General features: G+C 64.0%; 18 protein-coding genes. 8 read left to right on the plus strand and 10 right to left on the minus strand.

All coding sequences use genetic code 11. The features are described from left to right. Positions 1 to 90: 90 nt before the first annotated feature. Positions 91 to 1,800, plus strand: a complete 1,710-nt coding sequence (locus tag KCG44_RS02045) for a class I adenylate-forming enzyme family protein (RefSeq protein WP_218443900.1) — start codon at positions 91 to 93, stop codon at positions 1,798 to 1,800. A 146-nt stretch (positions 1,801 to 1,946) separates the two neighbouring features. Here KCG44_RS02045 and egtD read toward each other — a convergent pair whose 3' ends face one another. The 8 genes from egtD to gluQRS all read right to left on the minus strand — a co-directional run bounded on the left by egtD (position 1,947) and on the right by gluQRS (position 7,894). After that, positions 1,947 to 2,915 carry an L-histidine N(alpha)-methyltransferase gene (gene egtD / locus KCG44_RS02050; RefSeq protein ID WP_369411912.1) on the minus strand — a complete coding sequence of 323 codons (969 nt, stop codon included), beginning with the start codon at positions 2,913 to 2,915 and terminating at the stop codon, positions 1,947 to 1,949. Further along, a complete protein-coding gene (egtB, locus tag KCG44_RS02055; RefSeq protein ID WP_218443901.1) occupies positions 2,912 to 4,087 on the minus strand; it encodes an ergothioneine biosynthesis protein EgtB in 1,176 nt (391 codons plus the stop codon). The genes egtD and egtB overlap by 4 nt, the downstream gene beginning before the upstream one ends. 4 nt (positions 4,088 to 4,091) lie before the next feature. Continuing rightward, the gene (locus KCG44_RS02060; protein WP_218443903.1) at positions 4,092 to 4,652 is read right to left on the minus strand and encodes a cob(I)yrinic acid a,c-diamide adenosyltransferase; all 561 of its coding nucleotides are present in this window, start codon (positions 4,650 to 4,652) and stop codon (positions 4,092 to 4,094) included. Beyond that, entirely contained in the window at positions 4,645 to 4,836 is a 192-nt protein-coding gene (locus tag KCG44_RS02065; protein WP_255536260.1) for an HIG1 domain-containing protein, read from the minus strand. The genes KCG44_RS02060 and KCG44_RS02065 overlap by 8 nt, the downstream gene beginning before the upstream one ends. 287 nt (positions 4,837 to 5,123) lie before the next feature. After that, complete coding sequence (locus KCG44_RS02070) at positions 5,124 to 5,465, minus strand: hypothetical protein (protein WP_218443905.1); 342 nt, start codon at positions 5,463 to 5,465, stop codon at positions 5,124 to 5,126. Continuing rightward, the gene (locus KCG44_RS02075; protein WP_218443907.1) at positions 5,431 to 5,871 is read right to left on the minus strand and encodes a Panacea domain-containing protein; all 441 of its coding nucleotides are present in this window, start codon (positions 5,869 to 5,871) and stop codon (positions 5,431 to 5,433) included. The genes KCG44_RS02070 and KCG44_RS02075 overlap by 35 nt, the downstream gene beginning before the upstream one ends. A 262-nt stretch (positions 5,872 to 6,133) precedes the next feature. Further along, positions 6,134 to 7,009, minus strand: coding sequence for a DUF481 domain-containing protein (locus tag KCG44_RS02080; RefSeq protein ID WP_218443908.1), 876 nt, complete (start codon positions 7,007 to 7,009; stop codon positions 6,134 to 6,136). Positions 7,010 to 7,072: 63 nt separating this feature from the next. Then, the gene (gene gluQRS, locus KCG44_RS02085; protein WP_218444628.1) at positions 7,073 to 7,894 is read right to left on the minus strand and encodes a tRNA glutamyl-Q(34) synthetase GluQRS; all 822 of its coding nucleotides are present in this window, start codon (positions 7,892 to 7,894) and stop codon (positions 7,073 to 7,075) included. A 222-nt stretch (positions 7,895 to 8,116) separates the two neighbouring features. On the opposite strand from gluQRS, the gene KCG44_RS02090 reads away from it, so the two are divergent. From KCG44_RS02090 to KCG44_RS02110, 5 genes are all read left to right on the plus strand, one after another. After that, entirely contained in the window at positions 8,117 to 8,695 is a 579-nt protein-coding gene (locus KCG44_RS02090; RefSeq protein WP_218443909.1) for an HNH endonuclease, read from the plus strand. A 110-nt stretch (positions 8,696 to 8,805) separates the two neighbouring features. Next, positions 8,806 to 9,873, plus strand: a complete 1,068-nt coding sequence (locus KCG44_RS02095; RefSeq protein ID WP_218443910.1) for a type III polyketide synthase — start codon at positions 8,806 to 8,808, stop codon at positions 9,871 to 9,873. Between the two features lie 5 nt (positions 9,874 to 9,878). Next, positions 9,879 to 10,547: a methyltransferase domain-containing protein gene (locus KCG44_RS02100; RefSeq protein ID WP_218443911.1), complete on the plus strand. Its 669-nt coding sequence runs from the start codon at positions 9,879 to 9,881 to the stop codon at positions 10,545 to 10,547. Continuing rightward, a complete protein-coding gene (locus KCG44_RS02105; RefSeq protein ID WP_218443912.1) occupies positions 10,544 to 11,638 on the plus strand; it encodes an NAD(P)/FAD-dependent oxidoreductase in 1,095 nt (364 codons plus the stop codon). Before KCG44_RS02100 ends, KCG44_RS02105 begins: the two co-directional genes overlap by 4 nt. A 91-nt stretch (positions 11,639 to 11,729) precedes the next feature. Then, positions 11,730 to 11,897: a hypothetical protein gene (locus KCG44_RS02110; RefSeq protein WP_218443914.1), complete on the plus strand. Its 168-nt coding sequence runs from the start codon at positions 11,730 to 11,732 to the stop codon at positions 11,895 to 11,897. A gap of 1 nt (position 11,898) precedes the next feature. Here the strand turns inward: KCG44_RS02110 and KCG44_RS02115 are convergent, their stop codons facing one another. Both KCG44_RS02115 and KCG44_RS02120 read right to left on the minus strand, forming a co-directional pair. After that, positions 11,899 to 12,420 (minus strand): L,D-transpeptidase family protein, encoded by a 522-nt coding sequence (locus tag KCG44_RS02115; RefSeq protein WP_218443915.1) that lies wholly within the window; start codon positions 12,418 to 12,420, stop codon positions 11,899 to 11,901. Then, positions 12,417 to 12,980 carry a regulatory protein RecX gene (locus KCG44_RS02120; protein ID WP_218443916.1) on the minus strand — a complete coding sequence of 188 codons (564 nt, stop codon included), beginning with the start codon at positions 12,978 to 12,980 and terminating at the stop codon, positions 12,417 to 12,419. Before KCG44_RS02120 ends, KCG44_RS02115 begins: the two co-directional genes overlap by 4 nt. A 188-nt stretch (positions 12,981 to 13,168) precedes the next feature. Here KCG44_RS02120 and KCG44_RS02125 point away from each other — a divergent pair, with 188 nt between their 5' ends. Together KCG44_RS02125 and KCG44_RS02130 are read left to right on the plus strand one after the other, a co-directional pair. Beyond that, a complete protein-coding gene (locus tag KCG44_RS02125; RefSeq protein ID WP_218443917.1) occupies positions 13,169 to 14,929 on the plus strand; it encodes a fatty acyl-AMP ligase in 1,761 nt (586 codons plus the stop codon). A gap of 137 nt (positions 14,930 to 15,066) precedes the next feature. Further along, positions 15,067 to 15,981, plus strand: coding sequence for an NAD-dependent epimerase/dehydratase family protein (locus KCG44_RS02130; RefSeq protein WP_218443919.1), 915 nt, complete (start codon positions 15,067 to 15,069; stop codon positions 15,979 to 15,981). Positions 15,982 to 16,049: the final 68 nt, after the last annotated feature.

A 16,049-nucleotide genomic window follows, 5' to 3' on the forward strand; every position in this document is an offset into this window, starting at 1 on the left:
CGGTTCCCACTCGAATTAGGCAGCATTGCCCTTGCAGTACCGGCGAACCATAGTGCCAGAAACAACAGACGCAATTCCCTGGGAGGAAACATGCTCACCGAACTCGACAAGGCACAGGATGCCGCCATTGCCGCCCTCACCGCGGAGGGCACGCAAATGGCCGTGACGACCGCGAATATTCGCGGTGCCACCGTGCCGGTTTTCCAGAACGCACCTCCGTCGATGCGGGAATATTTCGATTTCTTCTTCGCCGTTAACGGCGACAAGGAATTCACCGTCTACGAGGGCGAGCGGAAGACATTTGCCGACATTTTCGCGGAAGCGAAACACCTTGCCGCCGCGCTGCAACATGAATTTGGCATTGCCAAGGGCGACCGCGTCGCCATCGCCATGCGCAACTTTCCCGAATGGATCAGTGCCTTTGTGGGCGGTCTCTATCTCGGCGCTATCGTCGTGCCGCTCAATGCCTGGTGGACGCCGGAGGAACTGGCATATGGCCTCAGCCATTCCGGAACCAGGCTGGTCATCGCGGACGAGGCACGGCTGAAACGCATACGGGCCGCGGTGGGACCGGACACGCCGGTCATCAGCGTGCGCACGTCGAGCTCCGCGACGAAGGAACACGGCGCCCGCGCATGGAAGGATGTGCTCGCCGCAAATCCGAAGGACATGTGGTACGTCCCCGTGATCGGACCGGAGGACGACGCGACGCTGATGTACACGTCAGGCTCCACGGGCCATCCCAAGGGTGCGGTGTCCACGCACCGGGCACTGGTTCACGGCGCGCTCAACTACATCGTGCAGGGCCTCGCCATGCTGCAACTGGCCGAGGCGGCGGGCACCGAGTTGCCGGAGCAGCAGATCATGCTGCTGAATGTACCGCTGTTCCACATCACCGGCTCCGTGCCCGTCCTTCTGGTGTCCATCGCCATCGGGCGAAAGCTGGTCATCATGTACAAATGGGACGCGGGCGAAGCGCTGAAGCAGGTCGAGGAGGAGCGCGTCACCTATTTCGTCGGCGTGCCGACGATGAGCCTGGAAATGCTGCAGCATCCGGACCGCGACAAATACGACCTGTCGACGCTGGTCGACATCGCGGCGGGCGGCGCCCCGCGCCCTGCCGAACATGTGAAGCGCATCATGAAGGAAATGGGCAAGACCCCGGCCATCGGCTACGGCCTGACGGAGACAAATGGCGTGGGCGCGGGCAATATCCGCGACAATTATCTCGCCAAGCCGAATTCCACGGGACGCGCCTCGAAGCCCATTGTGGAAATCGCCATTCGCGACGACGATCTCAATATTCTGCCTGCGGGCGAGCGCGGCGAAGTCTGCATCAGAACCGCGGCCAATGTGCGCGGCTATTGGCGCAACCCACAGGCCACGGCGGAAGCGTTCCCGGGCGATGGCTGGTTCCACACGGGCGACATCGGCTATCTGGACGAGGACGACTATCTGTACATCGTCGACCGCAAGAAGGACATCATCATCCGCGGCGGCGAGAATATCGCCGCGCAGGAGGTCGAAGCGGCGATTTACGGCCACCCGGCCGTGGCGGAATGCAGCGTCTTCGGCCTGCCCGACGAGCGTATGGGCGAGATCGTCGGCGCGGTCGCCTTTCTGAAACCCGGCGAGGAACTCGACCCCGAGGTGCTGATCGATTCAACGCGCGACGAGCTGGCGGGATTCAAGGTGCCCGCCAGACTGTGGATCGTGCGCGAGCCGCTGCCGAAACTGGGTTCGGGCAAGATCGACAAGCTGACGCTGCGCAGGGAATATCAGGCGAAGCACGCGGGATAGGTCTGGCACTCGCGCCGTCATCCCGGCGCAGGCCGGTATGACGTGCAATATTGGGGGCGATATTCCAAAAACCCATCATCCCGGGCGCAGGCGAAGGATGATGGGGTCCGGGATTTTTGCGCCCCCTCAGGCCTGGGTTTCCCGCGCTACCAGCTCAGATCTTCTGGCAGCATCCGCCATAATTGCAGGCTGAACAGCGCATCCGGATCGGTCCAGCATTTCACCTGCTGGAAACCGCTGGCGCGCGCCAGTATCGCGGACTCTTCCACGCTGTATTTGTGGCTGTTGGAAATATGCAGCGTTTCCCCCGCCGCGATCGTCCAGCGATCCTCGCCCAGCGCAATGCTGGTATCGACATCGGCGCGGACGTGCATTTCGATGCGGCCCCTGTCCGCATTCCAGAAGCTGCGATAGCTCCAGTCCTCGCGCCGCAGGTCTGCGCCCAGATCATCCCGCAGGCGGCGCAGGATGCCGGTGATGAATTCCGCGGTGACGCCCCGGCTGTCATCATAAGCGGGTTCGAGAATGTCGGCGGATTTCTTCAGGTCAATGCCGATGACGAGGGGAGCGTTCTTTCCCAGCGTCTCGCGAAAGGCGCGCAAAAGGTCGACGGCCTCGGCCGCGGTCATGTTGCCGATCGTCGAGCCCGGGAAAAACCCCAGCTTCGGCGTGTCCGCGACATCCGCGGGCAGGGTGAGCGCCTTTGTGAAATCACCGGCGAGCGGATGCACGGACAGGCCGGGGACGGCCGCGCGGACATCGGCGGCGGCCTGCGTCAGGAAGCCCGCGCTGATATCGATGGGAACATAGGCCGCCGCACCGATCGCGCGCAGAAAGGGCGGCGTTTTCGCGCTGGAGCCCGAGCCGAATTCGACGAGGGTCAGCCCGCGCCCGACATGCCCGCCAATCTCCGCGCCATGAGCCTCGATCAGGCCGATTTCCGTGCGGGTCAGATAATATTCGTCAAGGCCGGTAATCTGTTCGAACAATTCGCTGCCGCGCTGGTCATAGAGGAAACGCGCCGGGATTTCCTTTTGCGCGCGCGCCATGCCCTGCCGTACCGCATCGGCGAAATCCGCAAGGACGGCCCTGTGCGCCGCGTCGATATCGGTCACAGGCTTTTGGCCAGTCTGACACCGGCGAACTGCCAGCGCTGGTGCGGATAGAAGAAGTTGCGATAGCTGTCGCGCGCATGGCCCGCAGGCGTCGCGCAGCTTGATCCGCGCAGCACGAACTGCCCGGACATGAACTTGCCATTATATTCGCCGACCGCACCGGCCGCGGCGCGGAAGCGCGGATAGGGCAGATAGGCGCTGCCGGTCCACTGCCAGCACTGGCCATGCGCGTCGGCCAGCGACGGCGCGCGCGTCTCCCACTCCGCCTCGGTGGGCAGACGCAGCCCCGCCCATGTCGCGAAGGCATCCGCCTCATAATAGGAAATATGCGTCACCGGCGCGGCGGGGTCCAGCCGCCGACGCCCGCGCAGGGAAAACTGGCTCGGCCGGTTGTCCTGTTCCGCGCGCCAGTAGAGCGGGCCGGTGATGCCCTTCCCGTTCACCCACGCCCAGCCATCGGACAGCCACAGCGCCGCGGTCTGATAGCCGCCATCATCGATGAACTCATCCCATTCGGCATTGGTGACGAGACGGCTGGCAAGCGCGAACGGCTCCAGATGCACCTTGTGCCGCGGGCCTTCGCAATCGAAGGCGAAGCCGTCATCTTCATGGCCGATTTCGACGAGGCCGCCCGCGTGATCGTGCCAGGACAGCCCGTCCTCGATCGCCTCGGCACGCACGCCGTCCGCCGCGTAAACCGGCTCCAGCGGGTTCTGCGCGAACAGATGCAGGATATCGGTCAGCATCAGTTCCTGATGCTGCTCCTCATGGTGCAGGCCAAGCGTGATCAGCGCCCGCGCCTCTTCGCCAAGATCCGGCATCGCGCGCGCCACCGCGTCATCGACATGGGCTCGATAGGCGCGCACCCGGTCCAGCGCCGGGCGCGTGATCAGGCCGCGTGCGGACCGCTGGTGGCGCGGGCCCGCCGCCTCGTAATAGCTGTTGAACAGATATGCGAAATCCGCGTCGAACGCCTCATATTCCGGCACATATGCCGAAAGGATGAACTGCTCGAAGAACCAGCTGGTATGGGCCAGATGCCATTTCGCCGGGCTCGCATCCGCCATGGACTGCGGCGTCGCGTCCGCATCCGACAGGGGTGCGGCGCGGCTCTCCGTCTCCTGCCGCACGCTCCGATAGCGTGAGAGGAGGGTTTCCACCCGGACTGTCATGCGATCACTCCTCCCGATTGGCTCCGGGTACCCAAAGCACATCACCGCCGTGCCGCGCATTAACATAGCGCGACATCACGAAAAGATGATCGGAAAGCCGGTTCAGATACATCAGCGCCGGGGCACCGATCTGTTCCGACTGGGCGGCAAGCTCGCTATCCCGCTCCGCGCGGCGCGCGATCGCCCGCGCAAGGTGCAGCGCGGCGGCAAGCGGCGTACCGGCGGGCAGGACGAAGCTGGTCAGCGGCGCAAGCTTTGCGTTCATCGCATCGATCTCCGCCTCCAGCCGCGTCACCTGCGACGGTTCGATGCGCAGCGCGCCCTCCACCTCGCCGGGTGTCGCAAGGTCCGCGCCCAGATCGAACAGGTCATTCTGGATACGGGCAAGCATCTCGTCATCGCCGCTCTCGGCATGGCAGCGGGCAAGGCCGATGGCGGCGTTCGTCTCATCGACCGTGCCATAGGCGGAAACACGTGAATCGGATTTTGGCCGACGGGAACCGTCGACGAGGCCGGTGGTGCCGTCGTCGCCCGTCTTTGTGTAGATCTTGTTGAGCTTAACCAATGGCCCCGGCCATCAGCGCGCCGATCACGATGACGAGAACGACACCCGCCTGCAGATAGACACGGGTGAACATCAGCTTGTTGGACTTGCGCCCCTCAATGTCCTTCCCCGATGCCATGACGATGATGCCGCGCACAAGCACGGCCGCCGTCGCAAGCGCGCCGACGATAATGAGCGTGATCATAAAAGCGTTCATGCCGGGCAATCTGCGCATTGCGCGCGGAAATGTCGAGGGCGGGGCGCATTTGTCGCGGTTTCACAGACGATCCGGCCGAACCGGCCCCGCGCACCACCCCACTTTTCCTTGCCCAGCTACCCATAAGTGTAATCTAATATTAGGCAGCTATTACAACAGGAACGCGCGAAGACCACCGCCATCGTTAAAACTGCGAACGGGCTATATTGGTAGCGGGCGCTGCGATGGCTGCAGTGGTGTCACGCCGGTGGACGGGGCCACTGGCAGCAGGCTGCTTAACTGCCCCCGAAAGTCTTATCCGTTAGTGTATTAATCATGCCGCGAAACAAGCCCGCAAATTCTTCCACACCAAGGCGATTTGCCACGACTGCCAGCGCCGCAATCTGAATCAGGCCAATAATAAGAGGCCCGCCTAAATTGTCTGCCTTCAGTAAAACCATGCAGTCAAAAATAATTGTTGCAGCTACTATCCAAGCCAGACGTTCTTCCCGCCTGCGATCTTTCAGTTCGGTAATCTCATCTTGAGCATCAGCAAGCGCGGTTAGAGCTTTGTCGTAGTCGTCGTGTTCAGTCTTCAGAAGATCAAATTTTGACGGTTTGTCGGGTGCGGTACTCATTCAGAATATCTTCCTTTGGTATCCGCCGTCCAAACTCGCCATCACGGTAATGTTTTGCCCATGCACCCTTATCCCAGTGGGTGATAGCGACTAGCTTAAACGCTGGAGTTTGCCCAAGTTCGTTATAAACCTCTAGTGCTGTATCACGCGCCGTTCCTTCAGGAAGCGCAGACTTGTGAAAAAGTGATTTGACAGGACGACTACCATATACTTTTGCAGGTCCATAAACAGCGGGTAAGACTGGCCCAAGTTTCCACGCCTGAAAGTCTTCATTAAAAGCAGGAAGGCCACCATGTTCGCCAAGATGGAACATTTGGGTGATATATAGCAGCTTTTGGAGCTGGAGATTAGTTAGGGTCCAGCCACTCGCATCGGCGAGCGTGACCGCTGCATCGAGTGCTCTCATTGTGGTCCTTTCGCACGAGCGAAAGCTACATAAACGCGCCCGCCCGACAACGCTCACATAAGAACAGTGTTAGAACATGTCAATATGCTGTAATTATTGAGCAAATTTGATTCTGTTTTCAATGCCTTACTGATTCGGGATCAAATTTAGCTGAAAGTGTCTGGTCAGCACACTCTTCCAAACCACTATTTTGTCCAGTCTAGGTGGATGGTTTGGCCAGATAGCGGGGCGGTAATGGGCGCGATGCGGCAGGGCCCGTGGATCAGAATCCGTACACCAGGCTCGCGCGCGTGATCGTATCGGTTTTCTCGCGGCCCGCCGGGGGATCGGTTTCGTGCAGGATATCGTAGCTGAGGCGGGCGGAGAGGTCGCCCATGACCTTTGCCGTGAGGGCCGTCTTGGCATAGAGGCTGCTATTGCCGCCCGACGCAAGAAAGCCTGCGCTCTCGGTCAGGCGCAGCGTGTCGCTGATCTTCCAGTCCACATCGGTCTTGCCGAGAAGGTCGATGCGGTTCGCCGTGGTGCCGTCCGAGAATTTCGTCTGGCGGGCGGCGGGACCGCCTTCGACGGTCCACTGAAAGCTGTCGCTGTCCGCAAGCCGGTAGCCCATGCCGAGCGACTCGGTGAACCGGTAGTCGATGCCGCCGAACCGGTCGCGCTCGAAACTGAGGAGGCCGAACGCGAAGAATGCCTTGCCGGAAAGGTCGCGCCGACCGGTATAGCCCGCATGGAAACGCTCGCGGCGCGGGTCGCCATTGGTTTCCAGATAATCGGCGGAAAGCTGGAAATCATGCTCCCAGTCGAGCCCGCGCTTGTTGAGGCCGATGGAGGCGGACAGGCCGGTCTCCTCGGTATTGCCGGTGGAAAAGGTGCCGCCGAGCGCGCCTTCGCCGGTCCAGCCGTCCCAGAAGCCCTGATCGGCCAGCGCGGCCTGCTCGGCCTCCGCCTCAGCGGCCGTCAGGCTGGCGACCAGCGCATCGATTTCCGCGCCGCTGTCCGCCGCCGCGCGCTTGGCGACCTTGGCCACGGTCGCGCGCTCACCAGGCTTGGCGGAGCGGATCATCGTTTCAATGGGGGCCGGTATCGGTGCGGCGAAAGCGGGGGCGGCGATGGCGAGCACGCAGAGCAGGCGAACCATGGGAATCTGTCCTTCGGATGATGTGAATGCGGCGCGCTCATATAGAGACCAGCCCCCATCCTGTCAGGAGGAAAGGGCGAACCGCGCCCTTATGTCGGCGGCTGTGACCCCGTCATCGCGCAGCGCGGCCAGCGGCCGCGCGCCATTGCGCTTCGCCAGACGCTCGCCATCATCGCCGGCGACAAGGCCGTGATGATGATAGCGCGGCGCGTCGAGGCCGAGCAGGGCCTGCAGGACGCGGTGCACATGGGTGGACGCGAGAAGATCGGTGCCGCGCACGACATCGGTCACACCGCAGGCGGCATCATCGATGGTCGCCGCGAGGTGATAGCTGCTGCCCGCATCCTTGCGCGCGATCACCACATCGCCGTTCAGCAGCGGGTCCACGGCTATGGATCTGCCATGATCCTCGAAAGTCAGCGGCCCGGCAAGCCTTGCCGCCGCATCCATATCGAGCCGCCAGGCATGGGCGTCGGTCGCCATGCGTGCGCGGCGCACGGCGGGCGGCAGAAGCCTGCACGTGCCGGGATAGAGCGGGCCGTCGGGGCCCTGCGGCGCATCGGCGGCCTGGGCGATATCCCTGCGCGTGCAGAAGCAGGGATAGGCGGCATCCAGTGCGATCAGCCGATCGAGCGCGTCCCGGTAAACCTCTCCGCGCCGCGACTGCCGTAGCGGCGCTTCATCCCAAGTCAGGCCAAGCCAGGTCAGGTCTTCGAAGATCGCCTCGACATATTCCCCGCGCGCGCGCCCTTGGTCCAGATCCTCGATACGCAGCAGGAAGCGTCCGCCCGCGCGGCGCGCCATGTCATGCGCCAGAATGGCGGAATAGGCATGGCCCAGGTGCAGCAGACCCGTCGGCGACGGCGCGAACCGGCTGGTCATCATCGTCGCACCGGACGGCTCCCGCTTGTCGGGGGACGTTTCGCTGTTGACGCGCGAATCGGCATTTGGTGTCATAGGGGCGTCATAAGCGGGCTGTAGCGGGCATGCGAGACGTTGAGGGCAGGCACAAGTTCTGGTGCATGCCTTCCTTGGGGGACTACCGTCCCTTGTGAGACGGGAAGGAACGCATCTGGACCCTGCCGACAGGTGGAGGAGAAAAAGCGCGTGTTTCATCCGGAGCGGATCGAGGAACGTCAGGAACCGCTGGAGCGCTGCCCGGCGCTGGTCCTGAACGCCGATTATACACCGCTGAGCTATTACCCGCTGAGCCTGTGGAACTGGCAGACGGCGATCAAGTCCGTCTTTCTGGACCGGGTTGCGGTGGTCGCGGAATATGACCGGCTCATTTCATCCCCGACGATGGAGATGAAGCTGCCCTCCGTCATCGCCTTGAGGGACTATGTGAAGCCGACGACCTATCCGGCCTTCACGCGCTTCAACCTGTTCCTGCGCGACCGGTTCGAATGCCAATATTGCGGGTCGAAGGAGGATTTGACGTTCGATCATGTCATTCCGCGCCGATATGGCGGGCGCACCACGTGGGAGAATGTCTGCGCGGCCTGCTCGCCGTGCAACCTCGCCAAGGGCGGGCGCACGCCGCAGGAGGCGCATATGACGCTGTCACCGCTGCCGCGCAAACCGACGACGCATGAGCTGCAGGCGAACGGACGGGCCTTCCCGCATCGCCACTGCCATGAAAGCTGGCGCGACTTCCTCTATTGGGACGTGACGCTGGAACGGTAGCGCGCGCCGCGGGCGGGGAAACGCACACCGGACGAAATGCAGCATGGCGCAGGCGGCACGATTACGCCTATGCTCCGGAATTGTTGTTTTTCATCAGGAGTTCACCACCGATGGCCATTGCCCATATCAACGCCATCGGGACGGCAAATCCGCCGAATGACATTCACGGTGCCTATGTCGATCTGGTGGCGAACCGTCTCGACAGGCGCAATGCGCGCCTGTTTCGGCGGATGGCGGGCCGCGCGGGCATCTCGCACCGCTATTCCGTATTCACGCCGGGCGAGGCCAATGGCGAAAGCGCCGATGCGGAGGGGTTCTTCCGTCACGGCGACTATCCCGGCACGCGGGCGCGCATGGACAGGTACGAAGCCGAGGCGCCCGCACTGGCGCTGGCCGCGATCGCGAAACTCGCGCCCGACCCTGCCAAGATCACGCATCTGATCGTGTGTTCCTGCACCGGGTTCACCGCGCCCGGCCTTGACCAGCATATCGCGACCGCCATGGGCCTGTCGGCGGATGTCGAGCGCACCGTGGTGGGCTTCATGGGCTGCTACGCGGCGGTGAACAGCCTGCGCCTTGCCAATCATATCATTCGGTCCACGCCAGAGGCCCGCGTGCTGGTCGTGAATGTCGAGCTGTGCTCGCTGCACTTTCAGGATACGTCCGACCTTGAGAAGACGCTGTCCTCCATGCTGTTCGCGGACGGCGCGACGGCGGCGCTGGTGACGGCGGACCAAACCGGTTTCGCGCTGGAGGATTTCCGCGCCGCCGCCATCGCGCAGAGCGCGGAGGCCATCACCTGGCGCATCGGCGACAGCGGCTTCGACATGCATTTGTCGGGCGAGGTGCCGCGCCATATCGAAACCGCCCTGAAGGCCGGCCGCGACGCCGCCGATGGCGGCCTGCTGCGCGGCGAAGCTCCGGAACGCTATGACGCATGGGCGGTCCATGCCGGCGGACGCACCATTCTCGACGCGGTCGAGCGCGGTTTCGACCTGCCGGACGACGCCCTGTCGCCGTCACGCGCCGTGCTCGACACGTTCGGCAACATGTCGAGCGCGACGCTGATGTTCGTCCTGTCGTCCATGCTTGCGGAGGGCCGCAGGGTGACGCGCGGCATGGCAATGGCGTTCGGTCCCGGTCTGGCAGCGGAGAGTTTCCGCTTCCGCAGCGCCTGAACGGCATGCGGTCGCGCTCAGCCCAGCAGGAACTGATTGACGATCCCGACCTGCCGGAAGCGGATTTCGCGGCGGCGATCGATGATCTGGCCAAAGTGAACTGGTGGCTGCGCGGGCACGATCCGACGCTGTCCTTCCTGTCGCGGCACGCGGCGGCGCTGGATGAATTCAGCCTGCTCGACGTGGGCGCAGGCCAGGGCGACCTCCTCCGCAGCATCGCACGCTGGGCGGACAGGCGCGGTATCCCTGCCCGGCTGACGGGTATCGACCTCGCATCGGGCGGTGCCCTCGCCAGCGGACGTGCGGGAACCACCGCGAGCTATCTCGTCGGCAATGTCTTCGATCATGACAATCGCTATGATTTCATCACCAGCGCGCTGTTCACGCATCATCTGCCGGACGCCGACATCGTCCGCTTCATGCGCTGGATGGAGGCGCATGCCCGGCGCGGCTGGCACATTAACGACCTGCACCGTCATCCGCTGGCCCTGTGGAGCTTTGGCGCCCTGAGCACGGTCATGCGCTGGCATCCCATCGTGCGGCACGATGGCCGCATCTCCGTGCGCCGGGCCTTCACACGCAGCGACTGGGAACGGCTGCTGGCAGAGGCTGGCGTCGACGCGGACATCCGCTGGCACCCGATGTTCCGCTGGGGCGTATCGCGTACAAAATGAGCCTGGACCAGCTTGTCATCGGCGGCGGTCCGGCAGGGGCGATGCTGGCCGCGGGACTGGCGCAGCAGGGAAAGTCCGTCACCCTGCTGGAAGGCACAGGCGGCGCCCATCACAAGGTCTGCGGCGAGTTCCTGTCATGGGAAGCCTGCGCGGCGCTGCGCGGCGAAGGGGTCGATATTGACGGTCTGGACGGCGCCCCCATCGACCGCCTGCGCATGATCCACGGTGACAGGGCGGCGGAGACACATTTGCCCGGAACCGCGCTCGGCATCAGCCGCTACCGGCTGGACGAAGCCCTGCTTTCCCATGCCGCGGCGCGCGGTGCCCGCGTCAGGCGGGGCACCATGGTCCGCGCCTTCGAAGGGGGCCAGGCGCGGCTGTCCGATGGTGACGTGCTGGCGGCGGCGCGGACCTGGCTGGCCACCGGCAAGCGTGAGCTGCGCGGTACGGCGCGCGCGATCGGTGCGCAGGCGGTGACCGACGGGCTGACGGGTTTCAAGCTGCATGTGCGGCTCGCACCAGCGGATCGGGACGCGATCGCCCGTACGATAGAATTGCACCGGTTCGGCGGCGGCTATGCCGGGCTGCAGCCGATCGAGGACGGCAAGGCCAATCTGTGCCTGCTGGCGAAGGAAGAGATCGCGCGCGGCGGGTGGGACGGTGTTCGCGCGCATCTGGCGCTGAGCGCACCGCGGCTGTTCGCGCGGCTGGACCGCGCCGAGGCGCTGTTCGAAAAGCCGCTGGCGATTGCGCGCGTGCCTTACGGCTTTGTGTCAAACGCGGCGCAGGCCCCGGTACGCATTGGCGATCAGCTGGCGGTCATTCACAGCTTCACCGGCGACGGCATGGCCATCGCGATCACCAGCGGCATCGCCGCCGCCCGCCTGTCCGGTCATGACGACGCGCACCTGATGCGACAGCTGGCGCGCCGGACGCGCGGCCCGGTCGCGCGCGCCGCGTGGATATATGCCCATTTGTCGGAAGGCGGGTTTGCCCTGCGCACGGTACAAGCATTCCCCTGGCTCGCGCGGCAGGCCGCCCGCTTCACGCGCGTGGAATTATTAAAGAAATCTAAAGGGAAGCCGCTGTAATAGGGAACAAACCCCGTCGCTCGATGTTTGAGTCAGGTGAATGAAATCGAAGCAAACGGCCAAAGGCAAACGGCCAGATGGATAGACGTAGATGGCCAGCAAGGACAATGAGATGACGGTCAGGACGGAACGAGAGCGCAACGAACTTCGTGATCTGCTCGAGTCGCTCGACCGTCCGTGCGATCAGGCGGTCATCCGCAGCGGCTATAGCCGTCTGTCGGCAAGTCTTCAGGCGCAGGCGGCGAGCAACGGATCGTAGCCTAGGACGCGCCGATCACGATCCACGTCTCGGCGGACAGCTTCGGCAATAGCGACCACAGAATATCCCGCTCGATGGCGACACATCCTTCGGTGTGGTCACGTCCATCGACGGTACAGTGAAAAAAAATGGCGCTCCCCCTGCCTGCGACCGGCGGCGTGTTATGACTCGTCGTGACGATCAGATCGTACAGGCCGTCCTCCCGCCACAGCCGTTCGGCGGACGCGAAACGGGGATGACGAACAGAGCGATTATAGGCCGGATCGCCCACCGCATCGGACCAGCCATCAGACTGTGACAGCCAGCGCCAGGGCAATGCCGTCCGCGGCCGTTGCAGCCGGTCCGGGCGCACCAGGAGCGTCATCAGGCGGTAGCGCCCCAGCGGCGTCGCGCCGTCGCCCTCGCGCTTCTCCGCATCCGGCACCGCGCCGGCCTTGCCGATTCTGCAGGGCACCGCGACCGGTCCCGCGGTCAGGATTCCGGTCGTCGTATCGACCTGAATTTCACATATCCCGTCACTCATGGCGCGTCGTCATCCTGCCATTCCGCCTCCAGCTCCGCGCCCGAAGCCGCCTGCATCAGCCTGCGGACATCATCGAAGCCGTGCCCGGCGCGCATCATCGCCGCCATCTGCTTCTGTACGGTCCTTTCATCGGGCTCCGTCCGGGAATAGGGGCCGAAGCGCCGCCGCTTTGCAAAGGACAGCAGGGCCTGCCGCGGGTTCAGTGTCTCGCTGATATTGGCGCGCAGGCCGTCCGCGACCCCGGCCTGCCGCAGCGCACCCTCGACCCGGCGGGCGCCATAGCCGCGCGCCGACAGGCTGCGCGCCTTCGCCTCGCCGTAGATCCGGTCATCGACATAGCCGAGCGCAACGAAGCGCGCGCAGAGCGCCTCAGGGTCCGGCGGGCTCTCGCTCTGCCATTCCCGCTCGCGCAGTTTGCGCGCCAGATAGGTCCTCAGCTTCGCTTCCGTCGTGGCGTAGCGCTCGACATATCGCAGCGCCAATGCCCGCAATTTCTCCTCGTCAAGCGGACGCGGCACGCGGGGTTTGCGCTCATATGAGGTCGGTTTCGGGCGAGGCACGCCCAAATCCTGCCATAGTAGCGTCGGATTTTGAACGCCGATAATTGACAAATAAGATGATGACCGCCTGCATCATGTATCTTTGGCAGGCACGTCACTTTTGTGTAACAGACGTCCAAAGTGAGGCCGACCCCGTGAGGATTGTGAGTGACGAAAGCCGATCGCAGGATGCCCAGGATATTGATTTCATGGGCACAGATCAGGTGAGCGAAGTTCGTGAACCAACACCTACGGCGAGCGGCATCGTACGCCGTCTCGCTGATTTCGACACGCTGGGCGACGCGCTCGACTATGCGGCGGACGGTGCCTGCGGCCTGAATTTTTTCGATGCGCGCGCCGCAAATCCCCGGGTTCAATCCTATAAGGCACTGCAATCCGACGCCCGTGCGCATGCGCTGCGCCTGATCGCCATGGGGGCGAAACCGGGCGATCGCGTGGCTCTGATCGCGGAAACCGGGCCTGAATTCGTCGCCACCTTCTTCGGCTGCATCTATGCGGGCGTCCTCCCCGTACCACTGCCCCTGCCGACCAGTTTCGGCGGGCGCGAAAGCTATGTCAGCCAGATCAGCAACCAGCTGAATTCCTGCGATCCGATGCTGGCCATCGCGCCGCCCGCGCTGACGGAATTCGTCGCGCAGGCGACCGCGCATATGGACGGCGTCGACGTCCTGGGCTGGGATAGTTTCGAGGCGCTGCCCGCCCCTGCCGCGGATCTGCCCCGGCCTTCGCCCGACGATATCGCCTATCTGCAATATTCCAGCGGTTCGACGCGGTTCCCGCACGGCGTGGAAGTCACGCACCGCGCCCTGCTGGCGAATCTGAACGGGCATGCCGTCGGTGTCGGCCTGGCCGATGAGGACCGCGTCATTTCGTGGCTGCCTTATTATCACGATATGGGCCTTGTCGGCTGCCTGCTGTCACCGATCGCGAACCAGGTCAGCGCCGATTATCTGGCAACGGAGGATTTCGCGCGCCGGCCGCTCAGCTGGCTCAGCCTGATCAGCCGCCATGACGGCACCACGCTCAGCTATTCGCCCACGTTCGGCTATGACATCTGCACAAGGCGCATTTCCAGCCAGACCCGCGCGGGCGACAGGTTCGACCTGTCGCGCTGGCGTGTGGCCGGGAACGGCGCCGACATGATCCGTCCTTCCGTGATGGAGCAATTCGCCAGGACCTTCGCGCCTGCCGGGTTCAACCCGGGTGCCTTCATGCCCAGCTACGGCCTGGCCGAGGCCACGCTGGCCGTCACCATGTCGCGCCCCGGCGATGGCATAGAGGTCGATGAGGTCGATGAGACGCGCCTTGGCGGACAGGGCGCATCGGCGGACGGCGCAGAGGCCGGTGCGGGCCGCACCCGCCGTCTGGTCAATTGCGGCTATGCCCTGCCCGGCATGGAAATCGAAATCCGCGACCATGACGATATCGTTCTTTCCGAAGGGGAAATCGGCCGCGTCCTGACGCGCGGGCCAAGTATCATGACCGGCTATTTCCGCGATCCGGAGGCGACCGCGGCCTGTCTGCGGGACGGCTGGCTGGACACGGGCGACATGGGCTATCTGAAGGGCGGCGCGATCTACATTGTCGGCCGCGCCAAGGACATGATCATCATCAACGGCAAGAATCACTGGCCGCAGGATATTGAGTGGGGCGTCGAACAGCTGCCGCACTTCAAGGCGGGCGACATTGCCGCATTCGCGATCACGACATCCGACGGCGAGGAAAGACCGGCCGTTCTGGTTCAGTGCCGCACGTCGGACCTTGCCGAGCGCGCACGGCTGATCGCCACCATCAGGGACAGGATCAAGACGATGACCGGCATGAGCTGCGTCGTTGAACTGGTCCCGGCCCGCAGCCTGCCTTTGACAAGTTCCGGCAAGCTAAGCCGGTCGAAGGCGCGCAAAATGTATCTGTCCGGCGACATCCAGCCTCTGGATATCGCGGCTTAACATACCCCCGTCATACCGCCGAAAGCCGGTATCCATCTCTTGCGACGGCATCCGGGTTTCAACCCAAGAGATGGACTTTGGCTTTCGCCGGAATGACGTGCTGTATAAATCCACGGAAACCCGGTAGAATCAGCGCCATGAAACTCGCAATCACCGGCGGCACAGGGTTCGTCGGCCAGCACCTTATCGAGCGCGCCGTGGCGGCGGGGCACGGCGTCACCGCCCTGACCCGGCGCGGTCAACCCTCCCGCTCCGGCGTGACATGGACGCCGGGTGACCTTTCGGACGACGCCGCGCTCATGGAACTCTGCACCGGCGCGGATGCGGTCATCCATGTCGCGGGCGTGGTCAATGCGAAGGACGAGGCCGGGTTTCGCGCGGGCAATGTGGAAGGAACGCGCACCATGCTGCGCGCCGCCGCCGCGGCGGGTGTGAAGCGGTTCATCCATGTCTCGTCCCTATCGGCGCGCGAACCGGGCCTGTCGCTTTACGGCGCGTCAAAGGCAAAGGCGGACCGGCTGGTGGAGGCGTCCGGTCTTGACTGGACCATCGTGCGCCCGCCCGCCGTCTACGGGCCGGGCGAGACGGAAATGCTCGACCTCTACCGCCTCGCCGCGAAAGGCTGGGGCGTGGTGCCGGGCAAGGGGCGCTTCTCGCTGATCTACGTCACCGATCTGGCGGACGCACTCATCGCGCTGGCCGCTTCTGGCGCAGGCATGCACGGTATTTTCGAAATCGAGGATGGCTCGGGCGGGCTGGATCATCGGGACATGGCAAAATTGATCGGGGATGCCGTCGGCACCAGGCCGCGCGCCCTCCGCCTGCCGCTTGCCGCACTCAACATCGGCGCCGCCGCCGACACGCTGCGCGCGAAGCTGGCGGGGGGGCGGCCCAAACTCAGTTTCGACCGGGCGCGTTATATCGCGCATCCGGACTGGACCGCCGACGTTGGTCCCCTGCGCGCGCTCGGCATCTGGCAGCCGCATGTTCCGCCTCATGACGGCGTGAAGCGGACGGCGGACTGGTACCGCCAGAACGGCATGCTGCGCTGAAATGCGCCCATCTCGTGCCGCGCCCCCGCCATAATCCCTTGGCAGGCGCGGGCCGATTTACATAAGGA

It is taken from the genome of Pacificimonas pallii (assembly GCF_019204005.1).
In the GTDB taxonomy this organism is placed as follows: domain Bacteria; phylum Pseudomonadota; class Alphaproteobacteria; order Sphingomonadales; family Sphingomonadaceae; genus Pacificimonas; species Pacificimonas pallii.